Raw genomic sequence first — 24,174 nt, 5'->3', positions numbered from 1 at the left:
TATTTAGAATAACTTGCTTTTTAATACAAATTCCCTATTGCTACCGTCTCGTTTGTTATCCATTTTTGCGGTATTATTTTCATAAACGTAATACAAAAACATGAGACAAATTTTTCTAGTGGCTTTCGTTCTGTCCTATTCATTTAATGTATCGGCGCAAAGAGATGTACTACCTACTACAGATAAAAAAAGATTAGATTTTGCCAAAACCTATTTTGAATTGGGTGGAAATTTACTCCCATCATTTACGGGGAAACGACTTTCGGGAAATGAACTTATTAGTTTTAAACATCCAGAAACTTTAAATACAACCTTGTATTGGGGTGGTTTTCATTTCTGGGGGCATGCAGAACTCTATGTGTCTTTTCCTTTAAAACAATTTAGCCTTAAATCGAATGACGAAACAGATGTAGAATTTACACATTATACAGTTACGGGAGCCCGATTTTTGCCTTGGGCATATCAAGAAAAGAAACTCAGACCTTATGTTGGTATTGGTTGGTCTGCGTTAGATTTTAAACAGGTTGTGAAACCAGATGAAGATCAGCCTAAACTTGAGAAAAACTTTACATGGACTGCTGATGCTGGAATATTGTATGGGTATAAAAATTTTGCAGCTAGACTTGGCGTTAATTATTATCCGGATAATACATGGAATTATCCCATCTCCAAAACCGAATTCCAGAAAATTAAAACCCCAAATTTTAGTGTACAACTAGGATTACTCTATGCTATGGATCTTACTAAAGATAATGGAGACCCTACTATAAATGAAAGATGGAATAACTATCCAGAAGTTTCAAGCCTGGGCTTAAATGCTTCAAGTTTTGGTGATTTTTTTGCTGCTATCGGACCCTCTGTTTCCTTTTCTCTTGCAGAATCCGAATACAACAATAGCGAATATCCTTATCTAAATAAAAAGCAGGCATCTGGCGGTTATTTTGATATTGCCTTAGGATATCAATTCAATACAGCTAATATGTTTACCGCAATATCATTCAGAAATCCGAAATTTGAACAACAAGCGTATGGAACCAGGCAAACTATTAAAAAAACTTCTGTAGCATTAGAAACAGCCAAATTTTTAACCGACTATACTGGTTTTGCTCCCTTTATCGGTTTAAATGTAGCCTATGATCATATCGAATATTCAGAGATTACAGATGAAGGAAACAAAAAACTAACATTTAATAAAATTGAACCCGGTATCACTATCGGATGGGATATCGTTCCGGGAAAATCTGAGGAGTTTTTGATTTTAAGAACAAATTTACGTTGGTATCCCTTCTCTTCCTTCGAGGTAGAAGGAAGAAAATTTAATTTCAACCAATTAGAATACAATTTAATACAACTTGTTTTTTATCCTGAACGACTTTTAAGATCTAAAAAAAATATTTTTAAGTAGTGTAATAAAATTTTCAAATCAGAATGTATGCTGACATAGGGTTGTCATTCCTCCACTTTATTTTTACTTCAAAATAAATAGAAGTAGAAATGAAAAATAATAAAATCAACTTTATAGAATTACAGGCATTAGATTTAAATGAAATCAAAAAATTCTATGGCGACACTTTTGGTTGGACTTTTACAGATTATGGAGATCAGTATTGTGACTTCCACCAAGCGGGAATTGATGGAGGATTTGCCAAAGTAGAAAAAATTAGTACAGGAGGTACTCTAGTCGTTTTATATCATGATGACTTATCACATGCTTTAGAAAATGTACAAAAAAATGGTGGAAAAATATCTAAGGAAGTATTTTCCTTTCCTGGAGGAAGTCGATTTGAATTTATTGACCCTAGTGGAAATAAACTAGCAGTTTGGACTGATAAATAAACATGATATAAAAAAACATACAATGAAAAAAACATTAGTAGTAAGCTACGCACCAAGAAAGGGTTCTTATACAAAGCAATTGGTGGATGAATTTATTAAGCTAGCCGATGGTAAAACAGAAATTACATTTTTAGATTTAGTGGCTTCTCCACCAGATTTATTACTTGGTGATAATCTAAATTTAATATTATATGGAGGGCAACCAGAATATACCGACGAAGAAAAGAAAAGACTTTCTAATCATTTTCAATTAATACAACACGTATTAGATGCGGATCATATTGTATTGGCTTCTCCTATGTATAATTTCTCTTTGCCAGCTACAGTAAAAGCCTGGGTAGATACTATAGTAGTTACTGATAAAACATTTGAAATTACAGAAGATGGTAGTTTTAAAGGGCTTTGTGAAGGAAAAAAGGCATTAATATTAGCAGTGGCTGGGGGAGATTACTCAGAAGAAACGGTCCAGGAATATTTTTCTCCAACTATAAAAAGGAATTTTGAATTTATCGGGATCCCTTCTGAACAGATTTCTGCTTTTGGAGTAGCTCAATATCCAGAAAAAATAGATACTATTATTTCAAACGCAAAAGTTGAAATTTCGAAAGTAGTAGGGCAGTGGTATTAAACCATTATCTGGCTTGGTGTAACATAATTGAAAGTTTTTAATCTATATATAAAACTTTCAATTATGTCAAATAAACGATCTAAGGTATTTTTTTGCTCATTGTTTTTTCATATTGTCGTTGTCTTAAGTTCATATGGTCAAACAGATACACTGTTATTAAACTATGAACAGTATACATTAAAAAACGGGCTTGATGTTATATTACAACCCGATTCTACTGTCGAAGATGTTTCTGTAGAATTTTGGCTTCGTAAGGGAATTAGCATGGATAAACCTAGTCAGTATGGTTTTGCCCATTTTTTTGAACATGTGATGCCGTTTGGTATAATGGATAGTCTTAAACGTGCTCAATTGAAAACTTATAGAACAGGGAGTAATGCACAGGTTAAAAAAGATTATACCCGGTTTTATGTAAAAGTAAAACCAAAAGGAGTAGGCCTTGCTTTAGAAATGGCAGCCGGACGATTAATGGCTGGCACTGATCGTATTACAGAAAAGCGAATAGAATTTCAGAGAAAAAGAGTACTGTCTGAAATTGATAGAAATGCCAAGAATCCACAATGGAGCGCACCAGGAGGGATGGCGATTTATAAAGGCACTTTTGGTAAAAACCATCCTTATGGTAGTAGTGGATATGGATTAATTGAAAATAACAAGAACTTCAAACTAAAAGAATTTAAAGAACGATATAACAAAATTGTATATGCAGATAACACAGTTCTTTTTCTAGTTGGTAATTTTGATGTTGAAGATGTTAAAAAACAAATAGAGACATATTTCAGGAACCTTCCTTCAAAAGAAAAAGATCACAAGATCATTAAACCCGCAAAGCATGTAGAAGGAAATATAACAATGAAAGCTCCTCACCCCAAAGATACTGTACAAACAATGGTGTTCTCTTGGGCAGTACCCAAATGGGGTTCTATAGATGATAGTACTTTAAAACTTATAACAAGTATACTCGATACTCGTCTTAAAGATAAAAGTCGTTTTCCAGAATCATTTATAAAAACTTCGGTTTCTACAGATATGTATGAGTTTGGAGGACAGTTCACAATACGCACTACTTTTGCTTCTGTAAAAGATAGTACACAAATAGAAAACCTTGTTTTGGATAAAGTAAACGAATTTATAGAAACTGGAGTTACAGAAGTAGAACTGAAAGGTGCCAAACAAAGTGAAATTAATGACATAAAAGAAATGCAACAACGATTAGGTTTTCAATGGAGTAGGACAGAACTGTTAGGAGAAAGCTTTTTGTTTACAGGAGATCCGGGGTTTTATGTTAAGAGACTCAAAAAACAATTACAGCTAACCAGAGAAGATGTAAAAAAAGGAGCAAAAAAATGGCTGAAACAAAAACCGTTTAGGGTATTATTTATTTCAAATAAAAAAGAATAGGTGTTTTTATGAATTCGATAGTATCTTGTTCTGGTATTTTGGAGATGTATTATGAACAATAAAAAAGAAATGCTGATACAAAACTATCAATCAGATTGGACACAAAATTTTAATAGTATTAGAGAAGTGATAAAAGAGGCCCTTTGGGATACAGAAATTACAATCGAACATGTGGGGAGTACAGCGGTTAAGAACTTAGCTGCAAAACCCATTATTGATATTGACATTATCTACGATAAAAACGTGTCTTTTGAAACAATAAAAGAAGGATTAAAAAAACTGGGGTATTATCACAATGGAGACCAGGGAATAAAGGAAAGAGAGGCTTTCAAGCGAGAAAATTCGAATAAGAAACATAAAGTATTAGATTTCATCACACATCACCTTTATGTTTGTCCGCTTCATAGTAAAGAATTGCAAAGACATATACTGTTTAGGGATTATTTGATAAAGAATACAGACGAAAGAGAAGCATACCAAAAAATTAAACTCGAAATCGCAAAAAAAGCAAACCAAGATCAAAAAGTATATGCAAAACTGAAAGAGACTATGGCAAAGGAGTTTATTGAATCAATCCTTGAAAAAGCCATAGAAAAGAAAACATAAAATACAATCATGTATATAAATACTGTTGACATAGGGTTGTCATCATTACACTTTACTTTTGTTTTATAAGATTAGGATATTACCAATTACGGTTAATTCGAAGTGTAAATGATATGCTAAAAGAGGATACATTATGAAACATGAATGGAGAAAAAAAGAAAAAGGAGTGTATATGCCCAAAAACACACCCGAAATCATTGAAATTCCCGAATACAAGTTTCTTACTATCGAAGGAGAGGGGAATCCTAATAGTGAATTCTTTTCAGAATATATTGGTGTACTGTATGCGGTTTCATACGGGATAAAAATGGGATTAAAAAAAGGAACTGTACCCAAAGGATATTTTGATTATACCGTTTACCCGCTAGAAGGCGTTTGGGATATTACTGAAGAAGCAAAGAAAGCATATGAAGGTACTATTAATAAAGATGACCTGGTTTTTAAATTAATGATCAGGCAACCTAACTTTATCAATGATGAATTAGCGAAACACATGATTGACCAGACAAAGAAAAAGAAGCCTCATGTGTTATTAGAAAAAGTAAAATTTGAGAAGATAGCAGAGGGTAAATGTATCCAAATGATGCATTTGGGAAGTTATGACAACGAACCTGAAAGCTTTAAGGTAATGGAAGAATTTACCGATAAAGAAAATCTCTATAGACCATCTAAAGTACATAGAGAAATTTACCTGTCCGATTTTAGAAAAGTACCCGCCGAAAAACTAAAAACAGTTTTACGATTTAGAGTAGTTTCAAAGTAGTTAAACGTGTATCCTATAAACCCGTTAAAGAACTAAACTACAGCTTATTTTGAGGTGTTATTGTAACAAAATCTGTAATGGATCGTCGACAATAATAAATCAAAAAACGAATCGAAATGAATTCAAATCAAAAAAATGGAAGAATTGCAGGGTTGGTATTTCTTATTCTCATAGGAGCTGGTGTGTTTGCAGAATTTTTTGTTCGCCAGAAGATTTTTGTGACAGATGACCCTGTTACAACTGCAGCTAATATTGCTAAAAATGGTTGGTTATACCGTTTAGGAATTGTTAGTGATTTGGTGATGATCCTTGCTTTTTTCTTCTACCCATTAGTCTTAGAAAGAGTGTTTAAACACGTTAATAAAAACCTATCTAAACTTATGGTGTTGTCTGTTATGATCTCTGTTGCGATATTATCTGTTACGATGCTTGCAATGATCGCACCATTGTTGTTAACTAGTGGAGATGATTATATGGCTGGATTTACTACTGATCAGATAAACGGCTTGGTTACATTCTTTCTAAAACTACATACTAATGGTTATTTTATTTCACAGGTATTTTATGGATTGTATCTGTTACCACTTGGGTATATGATTTTTAAATCGGGTCTTGCTCCAAAGATTATCGGTGTGTTGTTGATGTTGGGATGTATTGGTGATCAGATCGATGTGATCAGATATTTCCTTTTCCCAGATACCGATTCAGTACTATTACAAAACATTACTACACCTGCCGATCTGGGAGAGATGTCACTATGTTTATGGTTGTTGATTATGGGACTTCGAAATGGGAAAGTAGAAACTGAAAGTGTTGCCTAATTACCAAAGATGTTAAAAGACATTGTTACCAAAAATTATTCAAACTGATTGGATATGTAGTAAAGAGGGCTACGTAGAAGTTAGTTTGGATGCTGTTTTTAATTCAATATTTATTAGTACAATTAGAATAATGATTTCTACTATAATATATCCCCAACCAAAAGCAGTTATTTTTTGGTGATGTTGAAACGTTATACCGATTGAAATAAAGCAATATATAAGATTCATCAAAGCAATAGCAGTTAAGAAAAACTTCTGGTTTTTCTTAACTCTTAGATAGCAATAAAAGTCATAAATCGCAAAAACACAAGGAAAAAAAGCAAGGATGTAAAGCGCTTTTGCAGGGATTCCAAAAATGCTTTCGAGTCTCACTAAAACAATTCCTAATAAAAAAGCAGAAAGTAGTGCTCCTAAACCATCGATTAAAAAAAGTCGTTTAGGATGTACTACCATTTTATTGATAATCTGTTGAAAAACCATAGCTTTATGTAGTATCTAAATTTAGTAACATTAATAATTCGAGTTAAATAATAGCTTTACTTTTTAGATAAAAATATTTTTGATTTTATTATAAACTCACCCTTGGTCTCACCTTCATGAGCTCCATGTGCCACGTTTGGTAATATCCAAAGATCAGATTTAGGTAGGTTTTTCTTAACACGTGCTACTTCTTCTAAATCCATACCTTCATCATCATCGCCAATCATAATTAATACCTCGGGTTTTATGGTTTGCAATTCTTCATTAGTTATCTTGACTGTGTAGTTCTTAAATTGATTCATTAAGGCTTTTATCTTATCATCTGTACCATGATTAGTTAATAACCATGGGAAATTGGCTCTGTTTTCAAATGTAAAAGCTTTCTGATACTCGGGAAAATCATTGACCGTCCAGGTTCCTACTGCTCCGATTGTTATCATTGACTCTATTAAAGATGGATTTGTTAAAGCAAGCTGATAAAGAATATCACCTCCAAAACTAAATCCAATTGCCTTAATTTTACTCAGTTTCAAATACTGCACTAAGGAGTTAAGATCTTCGGCAACTGATTTTATGGATAAATCTTCTTTAAAAGCATCTGATTTTCCATGCCCGGTTAAATCAATTAGGTATACTTCATATTCTTTCTCAAAATCTTTAACATAGGGTAGCCATGATTTTGAAGAAAGGGTATAACCGTGTAAAAGAAACAAAGGTTTGCCTTTACCATAAACTTCATAATATATATTTTTTCCGTTTACGGCTACAGATTCTGATTTCTTTGGTACTTGTGAAAAAATAGATGTTGATATTAAAATAAAGAGTATAAAAATAATGTGTTTTTTCATTGTGATTGGGGTATTACTAATGCCATAAATATATGACTTTGTAATTTGATAGTGTGGATTTGTAAAACGCACTTATATATTTACTATTTAAACCTATATAATTTATACATTTAGGTTTCTGCTGCGCTTTGATAATTGGGGAATAGGTTAGATCTAATTGTGCGTTTGTTTTCGATTAAAATAGCGTCTTAAGATATAATTCCTTAAAATACTTAAAACAGTTAAGTAAATGGTTAGGATTATATTTTTACCTGAATTGTTTTCTATTCCCAATATTGGAAATATGATATGTAATGAAATCATGGTGATAAAAAAACCAACAGTTACATTCACTAAACTTTCGATAAATGATTGTTTTTTAGTCTGCATCCCTTAATAGCTGAATTTTTGAAGATGTATTGTTTTGATCTATTTCAATAATTCTGTACCCAAAGACAGAAGTGTTTATTTCTATGGTATTTAAGTTTTTCTCAATTTGATAAGAAACTGCGGGGGTAATATGTTGAGTAATGTTTTTGTGAATTAAAGTACTCTCTATATGATAATGTCCACAAAAAATAGTAATCTCATTGAGGCTATCTTCTAAAAGAGAGATTATATCTTCTCGGTTTTTTAGTTTCCCAATTTCATCAACTTTCAGGTTTAGACCAATAATGGGATGATGTACAAAAATGATAATTGGTTTAGCCGAAATAAGTTCTTTTTCAAGCCAAAGCAGTTGTTTCTTATCAATTACTCCTTCTGAAGAATCTAAGTATATAAATTTAAAATACTCTTTTATAGTGCTGCTGTATAATTTTTCTGAATCATAATCTGCACCTTTATTATAGTGTTTCGAAATTTCAGAAAACATATCATGATTACCTAGAGTAATTGACAAGGTTTTAGTTTTAAGTTGTTCAAAGAAATATGAGATCCCTTTGTTTTCTCCAATATCTCCTGTACAGACCACTCGAGTAATCTTCTTATCTTCTATATCTTTTACAATATTGTCGAATCGTTTTCTTGCCAGTACACCATTTTTTAATGGGTATTCTTCATCTAAATGTAAATCCGTTATATGAGCTATTTTTTCATACATAAGCTTTTGTTTTAATAAGAACAAAAATAGATATGAGCAGTATGATGAGTTTATAAAATCTTGCTGATTTTATAAATGTTTTCTATACTGTGAAGGAGAGAAACCTGTGTGTTTCTTAAATACATTAGAAAAGTAAGAGGTATTATCAAAACCACATTCGATGGCAATTTGTAAAACAGAATCTTTAGAATACCGTAATCTGTTCTTTGCTTTTACTAAACGAATAGAAGTTAAATATGCTAGTGGGGTATTTCCGTTAATTTCGGTAAATAATCGATGTAAATAATATTTACTGATGCCAATGTCTCTACTAATAGTATCAAGTGAGATGTCTTCACTACTATTATCGTTTAAATATTCTTTAGTCACCGAAATTAATTTAAACAATTCTTTTTTTGTATTGTGTTTAACTATTTTTAATGCCGAAAACTTAGTGTCAATATTAGTCTGCTCTTGAACAATTGCTTCAGAGATACGAATGAATAAATTATCCATTTGTCGATTGAAATCGTGTTGATTATACTCATAAAGATGAGTGATTTTATCTAGTAAAAACCCCACTTGGTTACTTGATTTTTTTTGAGTCACTTCAAGAAATTCAAGTTGTGATGTGTTACTAGTATGATATTTATATATTTCTTCGATTAACTTGGGTGATAAGAAGAAAGATAATCCTTTTGTTCCTTTTTTTGCTTCGGTAGTAATACAACTATTATTATTTATAATTAGATATTGATTTTTAGTAATCTTAATATCTTGATTGTTAAAGTTATAGTGTTTAGTTCCTTCTATAACATACTTTAACGAATAAGTAGATGTATATGATATAGAAATATCATCATGATGCTTAGCGTATAATATCTTATTTTCTAATTGATTCGAAAATGTTGGAGTAGTTGTTATTTCTTCAAGTTTTACCATAAAATAAAATCAATTTTACATCAAAAGGTTTGACGGATTTGGTTTAAAGCTTTAAACTTAGGGTTAATCGCAAAACCCTTGAGAACTATATCTTTTATTAGATTTTCGTTTTACTCTAATATTTTGTTCATTACTTTATCATACCTCGTGTCCATACACACACTAATATCTGTTGTCATAAATTTTCCGTTATAAAAAAGACTAAAAATAGTTGCTGGACTTGGAGCAGATTGAGCCTGTTTCATGGTTTCTAATTTAATTATTTTTAATGGAAGCTTCCTGTTTTTAGCAGTCTCAATTAAAGAGTTTTTTGCATGGAATTCTGCAAAAGGGCAACGGTTAGAATAATAAACTACGATTCCATTTTTTTCAGAACATTCCCCACTTTTCACAGATTCATTAAATTTTGGTAATTCTGCTTTTGGATTTATTTTTTTTACTAAAAGACTAAATCCACTTGAAATTCTTTCAACTTCTTCAAATTCTTGTTTTAGAAACCATTTTGTATCACTCATAAAATGAAATTTCTTAGTTCCTACAACTGTCACTAAACCATCTTTTCCTTGACTCTTAGCATCTTCAATTGCTGTTTTTAGAAGTTCTTTTCCATATCCATTCTTTTTGAATTTTCCAGACACCCAAAAGCAATTAATATTCAAGTAATTAGGTGCTTTAATTGGAATCCATGAATTTTCGGCAGGGCCATATTCTATAAATACTTTCGCTCTTTCATTAATTCGCCTAAATACATATCCGTTATTGAATTCTTTAGTCAACCAATCTTTTTTCGCTTGATAGCTATCAGAACATTTCTTATCAGATATTGCACAGCATATATGTTCTGTGGATATGTTTTCTGTATTTAAATCGATTAACTGTTCCATTTTCACCCTTTTTCTTAATAAAGCCTAGTGTTAAATATATATGTCTAAAAAAGAGTGATATACCTAAGCCAATTGACCCTTCTAAATCTATTTTTATTTCTTATTAAACTTATAAAATTTAGCGCTATTACAAAAGGAAATAACCTTTAAATCTAACACTAGATTACTCAGGTTTTATATATAATGTTAGGTACTCGCTTTTTATTTTATTATTTGGGTTAAGTATACAATTCCAAATATCCATCCAGTATATAGAGTAGTATAAGTCAGAGCATAAACAACCGAGATTCCAATGTTTTCTTTAGTATTTATTGATTTGCTAAAAACGAATTTTAAAGCTCTAAAAAAGATCCAGTATAACATTGCTAGTATTATGAAAATTGAAAACCAGAAAATAGCTTCTAAAACGATTAACAAGAAAATAAATAAAATAGTCATTCCAATCCATAAAAGTATTGATAAAATTAAACCTCCAATTTCATCTCCAACATCAATATCAGGTAAATCGAAATCAGGAACTGTTCCAGAATCTGCGATATAATCACCACTTTTAAAATTCCTAAACTTAGGGAAGTTATCAATTAGTCCAATACCTTTATATAGACCATAAGTCATAAAGAAAAAAAGAATAGAAGCAATAACTCCTAATGATAAATAAAGATTAGAAGTTAAATTTCGATTGTAATTTATATCGGTCAAATATACCGTCAATATTGTAGTTCCAATTACAAGTAAAGAAACAATGAATACGGATTTTCCTTTAAGATATGTTTGTTTGGCTTTCAATTTTATTTTGTACTTGTGGCCAACAATTATATATAGTTACCACGATACTCATATTTCTTTTATATGGGTAGCTAAAATAGTAAATCTTTTAACTTTTTAAGAGGTGCCTTCTGATTCTGTTGGGTATGTATATTGTTAGCAATTGTTTTTTTATTTTAATAATATTTATTAATTCCGCCAAACCCTTTTATTAGCTTATTATCTCTTGTTTTATTAATAAAATTTGAAATTCGCTTTTCAAATTCCTCTGGTCTTTTTCTTGAACTGTCAATGTATGCAATTCTAATTCGTTTATAAGATTCTGAAAAACTTTGATAATTACTCCAAACCTCTTTATCTACTTGAATTCGTTTGATTATATCTTCTGAAAAAATAAATTCCTGTTGAATTATTTTAAAGACATCATTCTTAATTGACTTATGAATCATGTTGTTTTCAAAAAGCCATTTCAAGCGTTCTTTATTTGGTTGAGAAAACGTAGCGTTTTTTCTCCTTTTGCTAAACCTTTGAATAGTGGTTTCTTCATTTAATGATTTGACAGTACTATCTATCCAACCAAAACAAAGAGCCTCTTCAACAGCATCATTATATAGGATTCTTTTTTTTCCTGTCTTTTTAAGAGGATATTCTAACCAAATGTCATCTTTGGCCTCAAAATTAGTTTCTAGCCATTTTCTCCATTCTTTCCTGTCAATAAAATATTTAGTTGATATAGTATTCATTTTCTTAATGTTTACATCGTAAACAACTGGATACCCTGTTGTTTTATACAATACTAGCGGTTATTACTTTTCATTATTTCTGATTTAAAAACCCTTTTGCAATATTGTCTACTATGCTATGATGAGTATTCCAACTATTATAAACCTCCAAGGCCCAATTTTTTATTATGCTTTTGCATTCTGTTTCATTGGTCGAATTTTCTATAATATCAGTTGTAGTTATGTTTCCTCTTTCAAGAGTTTTTGGAGGATTTAAATATTCATCTTGTTTATGAACTTTGTATGTATTCAGATAATCACTCAACTTAGGTGATAAATCATAAGTCCATTTAACGTTGTAGTTAAAAACCAAATGCAATCTCGAAAGATGAAAATGATTACTCCATCTACCATGAATTTCTGGGTGTTGTAATGTGTGTGCGTCAACAATTAGAAATCTGTAGGAATGATTTTCAATGTTTGAAAAATCAATATTTTGAAATCCGAGATTAAAAATTTCTAAACATTCATGAATTCCTCTTTTTGTATTAGCTCCGCAAAATTGACATTTTCCATTGGCTAAGAGTATAACCCCATTCTTTTCTGCTAAATCAATATAATCTTGCATTGTCTTTTTCGCTTGTTGTTAACGTCTCTTGTATGTTGCGTTTGCATCCCGAAGGGTGCATATGCACTATACAAATTGTTATCAACTGATTATTTCTTTTTATTTTGATGCTCTGAGATTTTTTCCCAAGCTTTTCTTGTCATAACGACTAATTTATCCTTTTTGCAATCCCATAAAGAAACATTCTTTTTAGAGATTACAATGTGTTGTTTCCAATTTGCATATTTTTCATAAAGCATTATTGTACACAAGTCTGTGGATGTAATTAAATTTCCAGTAGTTTTTAAATGACTATGCATAGTAACAGCATCCTTAGTTTTGTCATCATATTCAATAGGAATTATATTCTTATGCAATGACTTTTTCTCTTTAAGATTATTGTTCTTGTCAAAAGTCAATAAATAATCATTTCCTAAAACGACAACTCCTGATATTGTAGGTCCCGTTAAAACAAAAACTTTCTTGTCTTTTCCGCTAATAATTGGAATAGGATTTAAGTTAGTATTATTATATTGCTTGAATAAATCATTGTCCGTATTTATTTCTGCTAAAGCATTTTTTCGAATTTGAAATAAATCCATTTCATAATTATTGAACTTTCTTTTTACTGTATCAACAACGGCTTTTGTTACATTAAAACTTTCGTCAAATGTAATTTTTGCAAGTACTTCTGGAATCTCATTTTGATCAAAGAAAATACAATTATGAGAATCGTTTTCTGAATAGGAAAAATACCCACCAATTAGGTTTCTTTTTTCCGGAAATCGCTCTAAGAATATGTCAGTTCCATTCCAAGATGCTTTCTCGGAGTTATACAACAAATATGCTTCTGCTAATACTTTATCCTCTGTTTGTCCATAGGAAATATTATTCCAAATCAATAAATTAAGGACTATTAAAGTCAACTTCATAATTTTATTTTTCGTTTGTTGATAACAATTCTATATGGTTACCACGGTAACTATATTTCTTCTACATGGGTACTAAAATAATAAATCTTTTCTCGTCAAATCTTTTAGTTAGAGTGTGCAGATTTAAATCTCCCAAGCGTTAATGCGATTAGTAGTATTCCTATTCCGATGCCTGTAAATGAGCCTTTGGCTAGATCAGATAATTCTGCATAGTGAGAAAATATTTGTGTGAATGCAATTAGTAGTAAGCCGATTGATAATAGAATTAATGATTTTTTTTTAGTGATACTATTTATATTTATTGTTTTTGTAATTAGTATTTCAATTGCACTATTTGTTACTGAGTTTATTTTAAACTGTTATTTGTTTGTTTTTCTTTTTTACCTTCCATTTTTTCAATCCACCCAAAAAATATAGAAGTCCTATTAGCGTTGCCAAAATTCCCATAGTTGGAAAAAAATCATTCAACACAGAATACACCAACTCTGTAATCCCTCGCAATAGATAAATTACTGCTATTAGAAATATTCCAATTTTCAAAAATGGTAGTTTTTTAAATGTACCACTAGCCGAAAGTCCGTATAATCCAAACATAAAAAATACCGTTGCAACCAAAAGAGTTGTTAAATACGGAATGGAAAAATGAATTTGTGACAATTCTGCCATTTTTTCCTCAATTCCAAAAATTTTAAAGACCTCTTCGAGCCAAAACATACCAATTAGGTGGGCAATTGCTATTCCTATATTTAAATATCCTCCAAGTTTTAGCATACTTTCGATCCTTCAGTTTTTCGATTTTTGGTAATAGTCTTATCTAGTGTATACAATTCGACCATCTGTTTTTGCATATACTTTTCTGGTGTATGTTTTAGTGTGAAATTTCTAATGATTTCAATAAATCTATTCGTTATTGCAATTTTTGATGTAATTCTGGATTGTTTAACTAATTTTTCGACTTTCGATTTTCTATAGCTATAAAAATCCTCGTATGCAGTTGCTACACTTTTAGATTTTTTGATAAAATGAGATACATAAAAAGCATCTTCAATTGCTTGCGCACCACCTTGACCTAAATCAGGAGTCATGCTGTGTGCTGCATCTCCAACAAGGCAAATATTTTGTATGCTCCATTTTTTTAACAATTCTAAATCTGAAAGGTCGCCTCTAATTATTTTGTTAATTGGTGTGCTTTCAATCACTTCGTTAACAAGTGGATCAAATCCAGAAAACATATTGGTTAATAGGTTCTTTAGATTTTCTTTATCATCCTGTAAATTAGGTTCACTCAATTTTACAGCAAACCAATATACTTTTCCATCTGATATTTTAGATATTCCGAATTGAAATTTTTGTCCCCACAACGTAAAACCAACTGATTTTAGTTCACTACTTAAGTTGTAATCTGAAATTCCTCTCCAGCAGGTTTGCCCCGAATATCTTATTTTACTATTGGGAAATAATTGTTTTCTTACATTAGAATTAATACCGTCTGCACCAATAATAGATTTTGTCTGAATTGAAGTCCCATCTGTAAAATTGATTTTTAGTGACTTGTCACTATTTTGGAAATATTCTTTGAAGGTTTTATTTAGTTCTATATTTTCTTGTGCTACGTATTTGTATAGAATTTGCTGTAGTTTTCCTCTATGAATTGCCATTGTGGTATACCCAAATGTCTTTTGAATAAACTCCTGATTAGAATCAGATATTGGTTTTAATTTATGGTCAGCTACTAAAATTCGATTGAAACTATTTCCAGAATCTTGAATTTCTTTTAATAGCGCAGGATTAATCCATTCTAATACTTGTAGAGCATTTGGTGATAACCATATTCCAGCTCCCACTTCTTTTAAATACGCTGCTCTTTCGTATAATTTATAAGAAATGTTTAATTTATCAAAGGATAATGCTGTTACTAATCCTCCTATTCCTCCTCCAATTATTGATATATTATTTGCCATTATTTTGTATTCATAGTAAACCTTCTGTACTCTTTTATTTCAAAAAGGTTATAAAGAAGGCTGTATAAATGGAGTGTAATAAAAGAGGGTATTGTAAAACCAGATATGTAAGAAATTTGTTTCACCTTCGATTTTTTACAAAGGTCTATTCTAATTATTAGTTTTCATTTGATATATATCAAATTCGACTATTAAGTTTTCGTATTCTACTCAATGTTTCAAGAGTTATCCCCAGGAAGGAAGCAATATGTGTTAATGGTATCCTTTGGGTAATATTTGGATAAGCAGATAAAATGCTTTGGTACTTTTGTTCGGCAGATTGAAACTGTATAGATACAATTCGTGCCTGAAGTTTTAACATTGTTTTAGTCGCAACCGTTTTACTTAATCTTTCAAAATCATGATACTTATCAGATAATTTCAAGGTGTTATCTCTAGAAACCTCTAATAGTAAAGTTTCTTCTAACGCTTCTATATAATGTGGGCTTGGAATGTTCTGAAAAAAGCTATTGATAGCACAAATAAAATCCTTTTCAAAAGCAAACCAATCTGTAATATCTTTCCCGTCATTTAGATAATAAGCCCTGGCACAACCCCTTACAATAAAGAAGGCCTTATCAGAATATTGCCCTTCTTTTACTATTGCATCTCCTTTTTTTAATTTCAATATTTTAGAATGATTTGAGAATTCTAATTTACATGCCGAAGTCAAAGGAGAATACTTCTCACCAATCATATTTATGATTTCTTCTTTATTCATTAGTGTAGTATTTGAGTACAAGAATTTTTAGCTTCGTACCTATGGTTTTATATAGATATTGCTGTGTACTTTTCTTATTTCTTAAAGCTTGATTTCCTCAATCTGCCGGAGGTTATTATTTTTATATTCTGCTATTGTCAACGTTTTAACCGTTCCACCGATTTCAAACTCATCTTTGTTCCATTGATCCACCATTTTTTTACAATCTAATTTGTTCAACGAATTTCCGATTCCGATATGCGGTATAAAATCCAGATCAAGTCTATGGTTTTCTTTTAGTATTCCGCTATAAAGTCTATCGTGGATTTTGACAATATTGCTATACCCTTCATCTGGTACAAGGAAGGTGTGGAAATATTCGTTGAAAGCATCTTTGTTTATTGTAGCACAACGCAGCACAAAATCGAAATTATTAAATGTTGCTGCTTGTTTTTTAATTTCTGCTATAAAATCGGTTTCCGTTTGGTCAAATACAGGAAATACAATAGTAAAATGAGGCTCGACCACATTGTAAAAAAGCTTGTCATTTTCTTTTCGGTAATTTTGTATTACATCAAAATCTGATTTTTTGATTTCGGGATATGCCAAGACTAAATATGCCATTTTTTTGATTCAGATGGTTTTTCTTAAATACGCCACAACGATATAAATATGTGTCGTAGCAAAGTAAAACGTTACCTTACCATCGACATTATTATGTCATAGCAAATATACAAGAACCATTGAGTTATCACTTAACCACTATGATATCATACATGGTGCTATACCAGGCTTCTTGTTTCCTGTTTACATTTTGGACTAGGAAACACCTTTAATTCGAATTCCGTACCTTAGTGTTATGAGGGTATTGTTTGTCATTATGCTATTGGTTTGCATGCAAAGTAGAGCACAGGATACTGTACTAAAAACAAACGACAGTCTTTCTGTACAACTTTTCGAGAGAGGCACTCAAAATGTAAATAAATGCACCCCTTGGCATCACATGCAATGTGTTTATATAACTGCAACAGAAGTGTATAAGGATGGGAGCGAAGGGAAATCAACACGCCACTGGTGGCGTATGTCTTATATTGGCAGAGCGTGCACTGCACAACATGGTACTACCTTTGGACGAATATTTGAAGGTTTTTTTGCCATCCCTCATTATATAGGAATTGGTATAGGAAATAGTATTGGTTATATGATATACCTTGTACGGGGCTCCCCAGATAAAATACAAGCACGAAAGCAAAAGAGAAGAGAAAGAAGATTGTTTAGAGATGCAGAACGAAAGAAAGCAAGAAGTATTCGTATTGGTCATAATGAAGGCTAGCGTTTCGTGTATGATTTGTGTTGTTTGAGAATTTAGTTCTCAAAAAAAGGATGGAAAGCACAGGGTTTTATGAGAAACCTTCAAACAATCTTTAAATAACAGGAACTTTAGGAGACGTTATTGTAAAACGTTTTTTTGGTTCTCTGTTTTTGTCAATACTATGTGATTATTCTAATCATATAGATTTGCAGAAAACATGTTTCTTGAATGATTTTTGCCATGTACAATAACTGAGTTTATCTGATTATATGCTGATATATTATGTAGTGGATCTTGATTCAATACTAATAAATTTGCTATTTTACCTTTTTCAATAGTTCCATATTTGTCATTTATATGAAAAGCATTTGCATTATTAAATGTAGCAGCAATAAATATCTTTTCTAATGAAATCCCTGCTTCAATCCAATGTTTCATCTCCAAAAAGCCATTATATCCTGGAGGATTGGCATGATTGTTCATGGCAGGTGTATCAGATCCAAATAGTAAATAGCCATTCGCATTGGATAGATGATTAGTACTACTATTGATTTTATCCAAAATTAACTGCATCATGTTAGCTATTTCTCTATCTGGAGTTTCTGCGTCAAAATAATCTCCGCCATAGGTCAGAATTCTCTTTTTTTGCCATAATCCTTCGTCGGTTTTCAACCATTTCAGTAGATTGGGAGGAAGTACATTTTCTAAATTTGAGTCATTAATAAAATTAGAATTAAAGACATCTCTTTGCCCAGCAATTACTCTAAAAGTAGGTTGGTATCCAATCTTTTTATAGGCAATGGTTGATAACAATTCTTTATGTGCTTCTGGAAGTTTAGTAACATATAGATAATCTTTTAGTATTCCCCAGTGCCACATTCCATGGGCAATAATATCCACATTAGCTTCTGATCCAAACTTTTGTGCGGCAAAAGAGTTTGCGTGTAGTAATACAGGAATGCTTTCACTTTTTGCCTCGTGTACCAAATCTTTTATAATATCTAATGAAGGTAATTCCCAAAGCATCTCTTCTGTACCACCAAATCCGTCTTCATAAATAGTTTTCATGCATATTCCATCTTGTTTATTAACGATATCTGAAACTACTTTTTTTACAGAGTGATCATTAATATTTATAGTATCTGGTATACTAACATTTTCGTTGTATTTGTCATGTAAGAAATTTGGATAGAATTTATATCGATCTTTTGGATTATCCTCGGCCATCATAAAATCATTCATCACTTTTACTTGTTCACCACATGTGTAAATATCTGGTTTAATCTCTTTACTCTTTATTTGTTTGATAATTCTTGGATTATAGTTGTTTGGATCAATTAGGGTAGTATAACCAAAATACAGGTAACTATGTGGAAGTTGATCATAATAACTATTTGCCAATTTTGGTAAATCTTGTACATGTTTATAATTCATTCCGGCAATAGAACTCAAATGTACATGAGAATCAATTAATCCTGGGGTTAGGTATTTTCCCGTTCCCTCAATTTTTTTATAGGTACCTTTTACATTTGGTTTCTTCCTCCCGCAATATAGGATAGTGTCATTATCGATCAGTACATATCCAATGTACTTTTTTATGATACCGTTTTTATTGGCAGATATTACAGTAATATTATTGATATATAATCCGTTATCTATATTAAAGGTGGGGTAGTCATTTTTACACCCTAGGATTATTATTAGTACACTAATAATAAGTGTTTTGGATAGGCTCATCTTTTATCTTTTTTTAAGCAAAACTATTGCAGAGAAAAAGATTAGTTGCTTTAAAAGAAGATTTAGGACTTAAAATATTTAGATAGTTGTCTTAAAAGAAGATTTAAGATTTAGTAATCATTAGAGCTTTTATATTTAGAAGGAGATAATCCAGTGGCTTTCTTGAAAGCAAGATTAAAAGTTGATTTAGAGTTAAAACCACAATCAAAAGCGATACTCAACATTTTATAATGACTATATGTTTTGTCATTTAGCCTTTTCTTTACTTCTTCAATTCTCCAAGTATTAATATAATCGTTAAAATTTTTATGAATATGTTCGTTGATAACAAAAGATAGAACTTTTGGATTTATATCTATTGAATCTGCAAGAGTAATTAGTGAAATATCACCATCTAAAAAGGGTTTTTTCTCATTCATAAAAAGAGTTAACTTATTTAATAAATGTTTACTTTCTTTCTCCTCTAAAATGAAAGTTTTCCTTTTTGGAGTTCCCTTAATGTCGAACAAAAATTGTGCATGGATAATAACTTGTAAACTCAAAAAATAAAGAATCACTGCTAATAGCACCATTATTGGATAATAATATATAAGTTCCATGTTATATTGAAAGTAAATCCATTCTGCCAAAACGTAGACTATCCAAATAATAAGAAAACCAAAAAACAAGAATGTTAGCTGATTTAATAATTTGTAAAGTATTTTAGAATAAGAAGACTTATTTTGTCTACACAAGTTATTGGTTAGGTATAGATATACTGTGAAATAAACAATACTAAAACTTTCGTTTATTTTTATAATATTTTGCAGATACTTCTGATAATTGATGGAGTCTTTTACTGCAAAATAAAATAATATGTATCCCAAATTTATAATTAGAAAAGGTAAGAAATGTTTAATCTTGAATTTTGTGATTTTTATAGTTCTTAAAGATTCTTTCGAGTATAAATAGAATGCGGGAGAAATTAGTAAAATGAAATTAAGATTAACCAAGAACAATGATTGATTTTCGTAAATGCCTATTACTAAAACCCTTCCTAATATTGCGGAAAAACCAATTAATATTAACGACAAATAAAGTTTTCCTTGTTTCGATTTGAAACCTTTTATTAAAAGGAATACACCGACGATAAGACCTTGCAGGGCGCCAAAAGAAATAATGAAATTAATTATTTGGTACAAACTTCTAATTCGTTAAGTTATTTTTTAATTCAAATATTTTATAATAAAGAAGTATAGTTGCTATGATAACTATACTTCTTTATATATGGTATCTAAATTAATGAATCTTTTTTTTATTAAGAGATGGATCTGCACATCTATTTTGGGATAGATGATTCTAGGTCAAGTCCAGAAAGGCACCCTTTCGAGCTATGAATTTGATACGAGGCCATATCTTGCTGCTCCATGCAAATGTCTCGATCCGAAAGTAGGTGTTGGCAATAGTTTTATTCAGAACTTTTATTACTTTTCAAAAATTCATTAAATGCTATCTTACTTTCGTTTGTTAAATGTTTTTCAGCTAATTGAATTATGGCATCAGGTCCTTTGTTTACCCATTTTATAAGATTCTCATCATTCCCTTTAGCTTCTAATGCGAGCCATACTGCAACTGGCAAAGCGCCCCATTTTTTTTTCATAGAACCCCTAGATAGGTTTGCATGCAAATCGTTTTCTTCCTCAGGTGTAAGGTTGGACTGTGTAGATACCTTTATAATTTTTTCAGTAAATATTGGATATAATTTTTTGAAAGTGTTTTTTGATGTCAAGGATAAAGAATCTCCTGTAGGAAACCATTTTGGTGACATCGAACGATACATCCCAAAACCTTCTGTCACGCATTCCCACAAAATCTGATCTTTAAATGTATCGAGTTTTAAGTTGTTTTTCTTTGCCCATTGTTTATGAAGCAAATGAGTGAATTCGTGTGCAAATATACGGTCAATTCGATTGTTGTTGACTGATTTTTTTGCAGATCCGTATGCTTTATTTAATGCATTTACATCTAGACAAATAGTTTTATTATTATATGTAAAAGCATCATCTCCACCTTGATACCCTAAAAGAATAGAAATGGTATCATTAAGTTTGATATTCTGAAAAGGTACTTTTAGGGAGTCTCTAAAAGCATTCCATTTGTTTGTTTTGGATTCAATTAAGTTAATCCAATCTTGTTCTTCTTTTGTTATTTGTTTAATCACATTTGATAGAGAGTCAAGTATAGAAGCATTCTTCCTGTTTGCTAATACATTTCTCCATTCATTAGATATTTGATCAGAGTTAATACCTAACTTAACCTTTATAATTCGGTTGTCTTCAACCGTATTGATAGAAGAGTTCTTTATTACTTCTATATGTTCAGAATTAGTTTCTTTTTTTGAGTTTGAGTTACAATTCATTAATAAAATTGAACTAAGAGCAATGAAGTAAATGTTTAAGCTTTTCATTTGATTGATTGATTGATTGATTGATTTTGAATATAAGAGTTTAAAAACTTACTTATGTTACACAATCCTTGTGAATCTTTTTTGATAAATTAGATAGAGTCCACGTTCTTAGAAGATTATTTGTTTTTTATCTTTTGATAACTTGAATGTGGAAAACCTATTATAGAGTATTGCCGACGTTTTGTGTATGGTTAGTTGTGGAAAATCAGTTGTGATTTTCTGACGTACTCAAATGTAATTAATTGCTACTTAATTTACTGTGAGGCAACTCAGTAGCAATTAATCATACACGTCTTAAGTTTGATTCTTCATACATTTAAGTATTAATCAGAAAGAGCAAAAGAGAGAATTAAGGTTTGTATTCACTATTTTTGAAATTGCTTGAATACCTTATAAGCGCTTATCCAGAATACTTTTTTTACTTTTAGTAAATGAATATTTAGCTATCAAATCTATTTTTTATAATCTCTAATATCTTCTGTAGCACTTGTAAGAGTTTTTAGAAGAACAGAATCATATTTTAAAACTAAATCTTTAAATTTTTTGTCTTCTACTTTAATTTTTCCATTGTAAATAGCCTTTTTAAGAGGTCTTAAATCCAAGAGAACCCACATACCTTCTTCTTCATACTCAAATAGCTTCTTATATTCAGGAACATATTTTAATCGATCAATTTTTTCTCCACTACTTCTAATATAGTATCTGCCAGAAAGAGCAAGATTAAAACTTTTGGAATTATTCAATATTGCAAATTCGTATAAGGTATTTCCAATATCATAAATAGCCAATGGGTTTTTTCCATAAGCAGTATGCATACTGCCCATTTTTAGAATCATTTTCGGATGAGATTCATCTAATAATGCTTTTTTGTAATAATCAAAAAAGTAATGTTTCATCATAATTGCTCTGGAATTATTACTTTTAAAATATTGTTTAGTAGGACCATTACCATAAGCATATATTTTCCAACTTTTTTCTAACTCTACCAATTGAGTAGTTATCTCTTTATATATTCCTTTTGACTCAGAGATAAACTCGGAAATACTCTTATCCTCCAAAAGTAAATTGAACTTGGATTTTGATTTCATAGTAAGATACTTTAGTATCACAAGTCGAGCTTTTTTATAGAGCTTTTTATAGTCTTCAGAGTTGTTTTTTGATTTATTAATTTTATTAAAAATATCATCAAATAAAAAGGGAGCCCCATATACAAACTCTTGATCGATTCCCCAGATATTATAATTATTGGTTAAAGCAACTTGGAGCATATTAACTTCATCCATCCCATCAAAAAATGGAATTGGATTTGTCGAATCATCTGAATTGTATTTTCTATAAAATTTAGATAAAGAATCAATACCATTTTTTTGTTTTAGAATAGATATTAATTTTTTCTTACTAAAAGGACCTATTTCTACAGCAAAATTATTGTACCCTTCAGGTTTTAGCAAGTTAAGAATAGCAGAAGTAAATTGGGGAGTCTCTTTATTTCCGTGTAACTCACCAATCATGAAAAATTGAGAGCTTTTGGCTTCTTTTTTTATATAGTTTTTTCCACTTCCAATAATTTCATTGTTTACAATTTTAAATGTGTATTTGTTTAACTGAATAATTGAATCAATAGAAGAATCATTTTGTGCAGATGACTTTCTTGAAGTAAAACAAACAAGCAATAAAATCAAGAAAACCGTAGATTTTTTTATTTTTTTCATAATTAAAGTATTAAGTACCTTAAAGATTATGGAAACTTGAGAATGTTACACTTAATTTAATAGTCGATTAGTATTGAGTTTTTTTGGAATTGTTTTATGAATAGAATTTAAGAGTCTTATTAAACTTTAAGAAAGAAAGAAAGATTGATTTTGGATTACCTAACCTTTAATTATTGCCAACGTCTCGGCTATGGTTAGTACGGGAATTAAAATTACTGAATTTCCGATTAAGCACTTAGCCAAAACTTTTTATTTTGTTTATCTTTTTAATTTAAAGCCAAATTAAAAGATTTGGCGTTGAATGTAAATATACACAAGCTTTCAATTTTAAACACCAAAACCTGTATTACTTATAGGTTTTGTTGTACCTTGTTTTTCTTAAGATCAATGATATTAAGTATTAGAGTCAGTTTATTTATACCAATTTTTGAAATGAAATGGAAACTTAACTCTATAAACACAAATCTAATAACTAATAAGCCAATAAAAAGAGTAGGCAAAAATTCTAAAGCTTTTTCAAATCCATCATTATAAGCTATTATTCCAAATCCAATTAGTGGATAGGATAAGAGAATTGAAAACATAATTTTAAAAGCATTATGAATTCGAACTTCTATTATTCCATCCTGGTCTGTAAATTCTCCTGATAACACACATACTGCACCACGTCCAACTTCTGATGAGATTAGTTTAAAACCGTTTTCATTTACTTGTCCACGAAATTCTTTTTTAGTCCTTTCAGAAACTAGTGAGTCAGTTATATCAGTATTCGCTTTTAAATTCTGAACAGCAATTGAGTAATCACTTCCCAATTTTGCAGTAAATTTTTTAGAGGGAAATAATTTCATTCAATTTCAGATAATATTTTTAATGAGGCATAACGTGATTGTGTATGGTTAGTTGCGTGGTTAAGCAACTAAATTAGTGAACAAATACGAACCTGAGAAAATTCCGAAGGAATTTTCCAAATAA

26 protein-coding genes are annotated in these 24,174 nt (G+C 30.5%); 8 read left to right on the top strand and 18 right to left on the bottom strand.

The annotated features are described in order from the left end of the window. Positions 1 to 100: 100 nt before the first annotated feature. The 7 genes from DG435_RS05885 to DG435_RS05855 all read left to right on the top strand — a co-directional run bounded on the left by DG435_RS05885 (position 101) and on the right by DG435_RS05855 (position 6,055). Positions 101 to 1,405 carry a hypothetical protein gene (locus DG435_RS05885; RefSeq protein ID WP_106793454.1) on the top strand — a complete coding sequence of 435 codons (1,305 nt, stop codon included), beginning with the start codon at positions 101 to 103 and terminating at the stop codon, positions 1,403 to 1,405. An 89-nt stretch (positions 1,406 to 1,494) separates the two neighbouring features. Then, the gene (locus tag DG435_RS05880) at positions 1,495 to 1,836 is read left to right on the top strand and encodes a VOC family protein (RefSeq protein ID WP_106793453.1); all 342 of its coding nucleotides are present in this window, start codon (positions 1,495 to 1,497) and stop codon (positions 1,834 to 1,836) included. Positions 1,837 to 1,858: 22 nt separating this feature from the next. Beyond that, the gene (locus DG435_RS05875) at positions 1,859 to 2,464 is read left to right on the top strand and encodes an FMN-dependent NADH-azoreductase (protein WP_106793452.1); all 606 of its coding nucleotides are present in this window, start codon (positions 1,859 to 1,861) and stop codon (positions 2,462 to 2,464) included. Positions 2,465 to 2,527: 63 nt separating this feature from the next. Next, on the top strand, positions 2,528 to 3,865 hold the full coding sequence (locus DG435_RS05870) for a pitrilysin family protein (RefSeq protein WP_106793451.1): 1,338 nt from the start codon (positions 2,528 to 2,530) through the stop codon (positions 3,863 to 3,865). A gap of 51 nt (positions 3,866 to 3,916) precedes the next feature. Further along, the gene (locus DG435_RS05865; protein WP_106793450.1) at positions 3,917 to 4,471 is read left to right on the top strand and encodes a GrpB family protein; all 555 of its coding nucleotides are present in this window, start codon (positions 3,917 to 3,919) and stop codon (positions 4,469 to 4,471) included. 133 nt (positions 4,472 to 4,604) lie between these two features. Next, positions 4,605 to 5,234, top strand: coding sequence for a GyrI-like domain-containing protein (locus DG435_RS05860; RefSeq protein WP_106793449.1), 630 nt, complete (start codon positions 4,605 to 4,607; stop codon positions 5,232 to 5,234). A gap of 116 nt (positions 5,235 to 5,350) precedes the next feature. Further along, the gene (locus DG435_RS05855) at positions 5,351 to 6,055 is read left to right on the top strand and encodes a DUF4386 domain-containing protein (RefSeq protein ID WP_106793448.1); all 705 of its coding nucleotides are present in this window, start codon (positions 5,351 to 5,353) and stop codon (positions 6,053 to 6,055) included. Between the two features lie 69 nt (positions 6,056 to 6,124). On the opposite strand, the gene DG435_RS05850 is transcribed toward DG435_RS05855, so the two are convergent. From DG435_RS05850 to DG435_RS05790, 13 genes are all read right to left on the bottom strand, one after another. After that, positions 6,125 to 6,535, bottom strand: a complete 411-nt coding sequence (locus DG435_RS05850) for a hypothetical protein (protein WP_106793447.1) — start codon at positions 6,533 to 6,535, stop codon at positions 6,125 to 6,127. 56 nt (positions 6,536 to 6,591) lie between these two features. Further along, positions 6,592 to 7,383 (bottom strand): alpha/beta fold hydrolase, encoded by a 792-nt coding sequence (locus tag DG435_RS05845; protein ID WP_106793446.1) that lies wholly within the window; start codon positions 7,381 to 7,383, stop codon positions 6,592 to 6,594. Positions 7,384 to 7,741: 358 nt separating this feature from the next. After that, complete coding sequence (locus DG435_RS05840) at positions 7,742 to 8,464, bottom strand: metallophosphoesterase (RefSeq protein WP_106793445.1); 723 nt, start codon at positions 8,462 to 8,464, stop codon at positions 7,742 to 7,744. A 69-nt stretch (positions 8,465 to 8,533) separates the two neighbouring features. Then, a complete protein-coding gene (locus DG435_RS05835) occupies positions 8,534 to 9,385 on the bottom strand; it encodes a helix-turn-helix transcriptional regulator (RefSeq protein WP_106793444.1) in 852 nt (283 codons plus the stop codon). Between the two features lie 110 nt (positions 9,386 to 9,495). Then, positions 9,496 to 10,269 carry an N-acetyltransferase gene (locus tag DG435_RS05830; protein WP_106793443.1) on the bottom strand — a complete coding sequence of 258 codons (774 nt, stop codon included), beginning with the start codon at positions 10,267 to 10,269 and terminating at the stop codon, positions 9,496 to 9,498. 201 nt (positions 10,270 to 10,470) lie between these two features. Then, entirely contained in the window at positions 10,471 to 11,055 is a 585-nt protein-coding gene (locus tag DG435_RS05825; RefSeq protein WP_106793442.1) for a hypothetical protein, read from the bottom strand. A gap of 155 nt (positions 11,056 to 11,210) precedes the next feature. Then, positions 11,211 to 11,777, bottom strand: a complete 567-nt coding sequence (locus tag DG435_RS05820; RefSeq protein WP_106793496.1) for a YdeI family protein — start codon at positions 11,775 to 11,777, stop codon at positions 11,211 to 11,213. Positions 11,778 to 11,850: 73 nt separating this feature from the next. After that, the gene (locus DG435_RS05815) at positions 11,851 to 12,384 is read right to left on the bottom strand and encodes a DUF5946 family protein (protein ID WP_106793441.1); all 534 of its coding nucleotides are present in this window, start codon (positions 12,382 to 12,384) and stop codon (positions 11,851 to 11,853) included. An 89-nt stretch (positions 12,385 to 12,473) separates the two neighbouring features. Then, positions 12,474 to 13,295, bottom strand: coding sequence for a hypothetical protein (locus tag DG435_RS05810; protein WP_106793440.1), 822 nt, complete (start codon positions 13,293 to 13,295; stop codon positions 12,474 to 12,476). Positions 13,296 to 13,646: 351 nt separating this feature from the next. After that, entirely contained in the window at positions 13,647 to 14,066 is a 420-nt protein-coding gene (locus tag DG435_RS05805; protein WP_106793439.1) for a hypothetical protein, read from the bottom strand. Continuing rightward, positions 14,060 to 15,256: an FAD-dependent monooxygenase gene (locus DG435_RS05800; RefSeq protein ID WP_106793438.1), complete on the bottom strand. Its 1,197-nt coding sequence runs from the start codon at positions 15,254 to 15,256 to the stop codon at positions 14,060 to 14,062. Before DG435_RS05800 ends, DG435_RS05805 begins: the two co-directional genes overlap by 7 nt. A 178-nt stretch (positions 15,257 to 15,434) precedes the next feature. Next, on the bottom strand, positions 15,435 to 16,016 hold the full coding sequence (locus DG435_RS05795) for a Crp/Fnr family transcriptional regulator (protein ID WP_106793437.1): 582 nt from the start codon (positions 16,014 to 16,016) through the stop codon (positions 15,435 to 15,437). An 81-nt stretch (positions 16,017 to 16,097) separates the two neighbouring features. Further along, positions 16,098 to 16,619: a 2'-5' RNA ligase family protein gene (locus DG435_RS05790; RefSeq protein WP_106793436.1), complete on the bottom strand. Its 522-nt coding sequence runs from the start codon at positions 16,617 to 16,619 to the stop codon at positions 16,098 to 16,100. Positions 16,620 to 16,890: 271 nt separating this feature from the next. Here DG435_RS05790 and DG435_RS05785 point away from each other — a divergent pair, with 271 nt between their 5' ends. Continuing rightward, positions 16,891 to 17,328 carry a hypothetical protein gene (locus DG435_RS05785; protein ID WP_106793435.1) on the top strand — a complete coding sequence of 146 codons (438 nt, stop codon included), beginning with the start codon at positions 16,891 to 16,893 and terminating at the stop codon, positions 17,326 to 17,328. A gap of 171 nt (positions 17,329 to 17,499) precedes the next feature. Here the strand turns inward: DG435_RS05785 and DG435_RS05780 are convergent, their stop codons facing one another. The 5 genes from DG435_RS05780 to DG435_RS05760 all read right to left on the bottom strand — a co-directional run bounded on the left by DG435_RS05780 (position 17,500) and on the right by DG435_RS05760 (position 24,050). After that, complete coding sequence (locus tag DG435_RS05780) at positions 17,500 to 19,044, bottom strand: amidohydrolase family protein (RefSeq protein WP_106793434.1); 1,545 nt, start codon at positions 19,042 to 19,044, stop codon at positions 17,500 to 17,502. Positions 19,045 to 19,154: 110 nt separating this feature from the next. Then, on the bottom strand, positions 19,155 to 19,463 hold the full coding sequence (locus DG435_RS25920; protein ID WP_234420903.1) for an AraC family transcriptional regulator: 309 nt from the start codon (positions 19,461 to 19,463) through the stop codon (positions 19,155 to 19,157). Between the two features lie 1,028 nt (positions 19,464 to 20,491). Beyond that, positions 20,492 to 21,442 carry a hypothetical protein gene (locus DG435_RS05770; protein ID WP_106793432.1) on the bottom strand — a complete coding sequence of 317 codons (951 nt, stop codon included), beginning with the start codon at positions 21,440 to 21,442 and terminating at the stop codon, positions 20,492 to 20,494. A 500-nt stretch (positions 21,443 to 21,942) separates the two neighbouring features. Continuing rightward, positions 21,943 to 23,202 carry a hypothetical protein gene (locus DG435_RS05765; protein WP_108840569.1) on the bottom strand — a complete coding sequence of 420 codons (1,260 nt, stop codon included), beginning with the start codon at positions 23,200 to 23,202 and terminating at the stop codon, positions 21,943 to 21,945. 350 nt (positions 23,203 to 23,552) lie between these two features. After that, on the bottom strand, positions 23,553 to 24,050 hold the full coding sequence (locus tag DG435_RS05760) for a hypothetical protein (protein WP_106795197.1): 498 nt from the start codon (positions 24,048 to 24,050) through the stop codon (positions 23,553 to 23,555). Positions 24,051 to 24,174: the final 124 nt, after the last annotated feature.

The organism is Aquimarina sp. Aq78 (assembly GCF_900299525.1).
Taxonomy (GTDB): domain Bacteria; phylum Bacteroidota; class Bacteroidia; order Flavobacteriales; family Flavobacteriaceae; genus Aquimarina.
The sequence above is the reverse complement of the archived record's forward strand: the minus strand, read 5'-3'. Positions and strand labels throughout refer to the sequence as shown.

Coding starts and splice junctions, on each gene's coding strand:
- DG435_RS05785 (WP_106793435.1), top strand. CDS start 16,891: ATGCAAAGTAGAGCACAGGATACTGTACTAAAAACAAACGACAGTCTT.
- DG435_RS05760 (WP_106795197.1), bottom strand. CDS start 24,050: ATGAAATTATTTCCCTCTAAAAAATTTACTGCAAAATTGGGAAGTGAT.
- DG435_RS05870 (WP_106793451.1), top strand. CDS start 2,528: ATGTCAAATAAACGATCTAAGGTATTTTTTTGCTCATTGTTTTTTCAT.
- DG435_RS05830 (WP_106793443.1), bottom strand. CDS start 10,269: ATGGAACAGTTAATCGATTTAAATACAGAAAACATATCCACAGAACAT.
- DG435_RS05805 (WP_106793439.1), bottom strand. CDS start 14,066: ATGCTAAAACTTGGAGGATATTTAAATATAGGAATAGCAATTGCCCAC.
- DG435_RS05820 (WP_106793496.1), bottom strand. CDS start 11,777: ATGAATACTATATCAACTAAATATTTTATTGACAGGAAAGAATGGAGA.
- DG435_RS25920 (WP_234420903.1), bottom strand. CDS start 19,463: ATGAATGAGAAAAAACCCTTTTTAGATGGTGATATTTCACTAATTACT.
- DG435_RS05860 (WP_106793449.1), top strand. CDS start 4,605: ATGAAACATGAATGGAGAAAAAAAGAAAAAGGAGTGTATATGCCCAAA.
- DG435_RS05835 (WP_106793444.1), bottom strand. CDS start 9,385: ATGGTAAAACTTGAAGAAATAACAACTACTCCAACATTTTCGAATCAA.
- DG435_RS05800 (WP_106793438.1), bottom strand. CDS start 15,256: ATGGCAAATAATATATCAATAATTGGAGGAGGAATAGGAGGATTAGTA.
- DG435_RS05880 (WP_106793453.1), top strand. CDS start 1,495: ATGAAAAATAATAAAATCAACTTTATAGAATTACAGGCATTAGATTTA.
- DG435_RS05845 (WP_106793446.1), bottom strand. CDS start 7,383: ATGAAAAAACACATTATTTTTATACTCTTTATTTTAATATCAACATCT.
- DG435_RS05885 (WP_106793454.1), top strand. CDS start 101: ATGAGACAAATTTTTCTAGTGGCTTTCGTTCTGTCCTATTCATTTAAT.
- DG435_RS05815 (WP_106793441.1), bottom strand. CDS start 12,384: ATGCAAGATTATATTGATTTAGCAGAAAAGAATGGGGTTATACTCTTA.
- DG435_RS05855 (WP_106793448.1), top strand. CDS start 5,351: ATGAATTCAAATCAAAAAAATGGAAGAATTGCAGGGTTGGTATTTCTT.
- DG435_RS05840 (WP_106793445.1), bottom strand. CDS start 8,464: ATGTATGAAAAAATAGCTCATATAACGGATTTACATTTAGATGAAGAA.
- DG435_RS05810 (WP_106793440.1), bottom strand. CDS start 13,295: ATGAAGTTGACTTTAATAGTCCTTAATTTATTGATTTGGAATAATATT.
- DG435_RS05865 (WP_106793450.1), top strand. CDS start 3,917: ATGAACAATAAAAAAGAAATGCTGATACAAAACTATCAATCAGATTGG.
- DG435_RS05850 (WP_106793447.1), bottom strand. CDS start 6,535: ATGGTTTTTCAACAGATTATCAATAAAATGGTAGTACATCCTAAACGA.
- DG435_RS05875 (WP_106793452.1), top strand. CDS start 1,859: ATGAAAAAAACATTAGTAGTAAGCTACGCACCAAGAAAGGGTTCTTAT.
- DG435_RS05770 (WP_106793432.1), bottom strand. CDS start 21,442: ATGAATTGTAACTCAAACTCAAAAAAAGAAACTAATTCTGAACATATA.
- DG435_RS05790 (WP_106793436.1), bottom strand. CDS start 16,619: ATGGCATATTTAGTCTTGGCATATCCCGAAATCAAAAAATCAGATTTT.
- DG435_RS05765 (WP_108840569.1), bottom strand. CDS start 23,202: ATGAAAAAAATAAAAAAATCTACGGTTTTCTTGATTTTATTGCTTGTT.
- DG435_RS05780 (WP_106793434.1), bottom strand. CDS start 19,044: ATGAGCCTATCCAAAACACTTATTATTAGTGTACTAATAATAATCCTA.
- DG435_RS05795 (WP_106793437.1), bottom strand. CDS start 16,016: ATGAATAAAGAAGAAATCATAAATATGATTGGTGAGAAGTATTCTCCT.